Here is a 2,926-nt window from a genome sequence, read left to right on the forward strand (position 1 = left end):
CGGAGGATGCGTCTGATGGGCAGCAGCGGCGACAGCTGCACCACTACCGGGTTTCGCTATTTTACCGGGCTGCATCTGGTGTTTTGCCACAGCCTTGACAAGCTGCTGGCGATCAGAGTCGGCGACAAAACAGCCTGGGAAGGAAACGTGGCAGCCAATGCCGCGCTGGCCTTGGACAAGCCAAATCTGTTTGGCGGCGAGGGCCGGGAAGGCGGGGTCAAGGGAACGGTGGACGTCTGTTTTGGTTTGCCGTCGCAGGGCCGCAACAGCTATCTCCAGTCGATCCTGGGAACCAATATCCCGGCGTTCCGGGGCCTGTTTGCATTGGTGGCCAGGAAATGCATGGTGGCCGCCAACAACCCCTACATCAAGGAGTGGTCGATCCTGGGTCAGCGCACCCGCACCGGCTGGCTTGAGGAATTGGCTGATATTGTCGCCAGCGACGGCTGGATCGACATGAACCCGGCCCACATCATCCGCGAGACCCTGACCAACACCACCTGGGGCGGCCTGGGCTATCCCGAGAGCGACCTGGACGCCGCGTCGTTCGAGTACGCCGCCTGGGTGCTTGGATCCGGAGACGCGCCTGAACAAGAGGATTTTGGTCTGTCGTTGCTGTGGGCCAAGAACTCCAGCGTGGAAGACTTCCTGCAGGTCATCCTTAACCATATCGACGGCATCTTGTACGTCTCGCATCTCACTGGCCTGCTCACCCTCAAGTTGGTGCGGAGCGATTACAACCCGGCCATGCTGCCGGTGTTAAACACCAGCAACGTGCTCGAGCTGGTCGACTACGCCAGCAGGACCGCGTCTGAAGCGATCAACCAGGTGACGATCAACTGGGTGGATCGCAACAACAGCCCGCAGGCGACCACGGTGCAGGATATTGCCGGCGTGGCCCGCATGGGCGGCCAGGTCAACTCGACCGCCCTCGACTTTGTCGGCATCGCGGATCCGATCTTGGCCTCGAAGGTGGCGGCCAGGGAGTTGCAGCAACTGTGCATGCCGATTGCTTCCTGCACTCTGGTGATCAACCGCAAGCAGGCCCAGCTGGAGCCGGGCGACTGCTTTGTGTTCGACTGGGAGCCGCTGGGCGTCTCCGGCATGGTGATGCGAGTTGATCAGGTGGAGATGGGCACGCTTGCAGATGGCCAGATCCGGATCACCGCCGCCCGCGACGTCTACGGCATGGGAACAATCACCCTCACCGAACCGGCTGAAAGCATGTGGAGCAATCCGTTGACCGAGCCGGCCAATGCAGTGTTGCGCAGGCTGGAAGAGATCACCTGGTGGCAGTTTGTCCGCCAATATGGCGAATCGGCGGCGGTGCTTGACGAGTTGGACGATGCTTCGACGATGCTCACCTGCTTCTGCGGCCGGCCCAGCTCGGACGCCCTCAACTACGAGATGTGGACGCGCAACGTCGGCGCCACCGACTGGGCCAAGCGCGACACCGACTCGTTTCCCTTTGTGGGGACCTTGGCCACGGTGTTGACGCCGGCGGTCAGCTCGGTGATCCCGCTCCAGGAAGGGGCGCTGGACACTGACCTGGTGCAGGCGGGAACCTATGCCGCTCTGGGCGATGAGTTGGTGGCCGTGACTGCCGTTGATCCGGTCAACGTGACCGTGACCGTCAACCGGGGCGTGCTCGACACCATTCCGGTGGCTCATGCCGCCGGTGAAATGATGTGGTTCCATCAGGGGTTCTTTGGGCTCGACAAGACGGATCGGGCTGCAGGCGAAGCGGTGGAGGTGAAGATCCTGCCGTCCACCTCGCTCGGCCGGTTGGCCCTGGAAGACGCCGCCACCGATGCCGTTTCCTGCGTTGGTCGGATGATGCGGCCCTATCCTCCGGGCAATGTGCAGGTCAACGGATCCCGGTGGCCTGCGTCCATCGGGGCAGCTGCTGAACTGACGGTGACCTGGGCGCACCGGGACCGCACTCTGCAGACGGTTACGCTCAACCGGCAGGATGAGGGCAATATCGGCCCGGAATCCAGCATGACCTACACGCTCCGGATCTACGGCGAGGCCGGAACCCTGCTGCGCACGGCCGGGGGCTTGACCGGGACTGCCTACACCTACGCGGCAGCGGATGAAAAGGCCGACAGCGGCTTTGTCCCGGCCCGGTTGAACACGGCTTTACGGATCGAGCTGGAGAGCGTGCGCGGCAGCTTGGTCAGTTTGCAGCAATGGAATCTCTCGGTGACGAGAGCGTAAGAGAATAAACTGGTCGCCATGGCCAAGGAGCGAACATGAAAAAGGCATTTATCGTCGGAGCACTCATAAGCCTGCAGGTAACGGCCTGCACCATCGCCCAAACCGAGAACAACTACACCCTGACCGGCGACAACAACACGATCACCGGGACCGACATAATCAGCACGGAAAAGCGCACCGACGTCGACGCCTCGGCAGCCGCATCGCAGAACGGCGCTGCAGGGGTGGCGCAATGAACACCCGGACCTTGCGCATAATCACCCTGTGGTTTTGCTTATTGTTCGGCGTGGTGTGGGTCTTTCTGTCGGTGTCGCTCAAGGCAATGTATGTCCCGCCCGGTGAGGTCCAGGCGTTTATGGTGGCGCTGATCGGTGGGAAGTGGGCGCAATCATACGTTGAGAAAAGAGGAGGAAGCGGTGCAGCCTGAAAACGACTGGAAATTCTGGCAGGTTGTCGGTGGCTACGTGCTTTCTGCGGCGTCGGGTTTGATCGGTGGGGCATGGATCAGCCGGGGAGTGCTGGAGAGTCTTCGCCAGGCGGACACGGCCCTAGCGGTCAGGGTGACCAACCTCGAGAAGCAGTTGGATGTTTTGACGGCCATGTCGACCAACATTGCTGTCCTCGCTGCTTTGCAGACAGAGATGCAAGCGGACATCAAAGCCATTTTCGAACGGTTGGAGCGTAGACAGATGGAAGTCTATCCCCC

Annotated in this window: 4 protein-coding genes; all 4 read left to right on the forward strand. The window is 61.4% G+C overall.

What is annotated here, in order from left to right; genetic code table 11:
- A partial coding sequence (locus RCH93_RS07710) for a phage tail protein (RefSeq protein ID WP_306547764.1) occupies positions 1-2,220 on the forward strand: 2,220 nt, incomplete at its 5' end.
- Positions 2,221-2,255: 35 nt separating this feature from the next.
- On the forward strand, positions 2,256-2,456 hold the full coding sequence (locus RCH93_RS07715) for a hypothetical protein (RefSeq protein WP_306547765.1): 201 nt from the start codon (positions 2,256-2,258) through the stop codon (positions 2,454-2,456).
- Positions 2,453-2,647 (forward strand): hypothetical protein, encoded by a 195-nt coding sequence (locus tag RCH93_RS07720; RefSeq protein WP_306547766.1) that lies wholly within the window; start codon positions 2,453-2,455, stop codon positions 2,645-2,647. Before RCH93_RS07715 ends, RCH93_RS07720 begins: the two co-directional genes overlap by 4 nt.
- On the forward strand, positions 2,637-2,926 hold a 290-nt coding region (locus RCH93_RS07725), incomplete at its 3' end, for a hypothetical protein (RefSeq protein WP_306547767.1). The genes RCH93_RS07720 and RCH93_RS07725, both read left to right, overlap by 11 nt.

The sequence above is a fragment of the Desulfobulbus sp. genome, from assembly GCF_030824455.1.
GTDB lineage: Bacteria > Desulfobacterota > Desulfobulbia > Desulfobulbales > Desulfobulbaceae > Desulfobulbus.

Bases quoted from the DNA above. Each gene is read 5' to 3' on its own strand.
- RCH93_RS07720 (WP_306547766.1), top strand. From the start codon at position 2,453: ATGAACACCCGGACCTTGCGCATAATCACCCTGTGGTTTTGCTTATTG.
- RCH93_RS07715 (WP_306547765.1), top strand. From the start codon at position 2,256: ATGAAAAAGGCATTTATCGTCGGAGCACTCATAAGCCTGCAGGTAACG.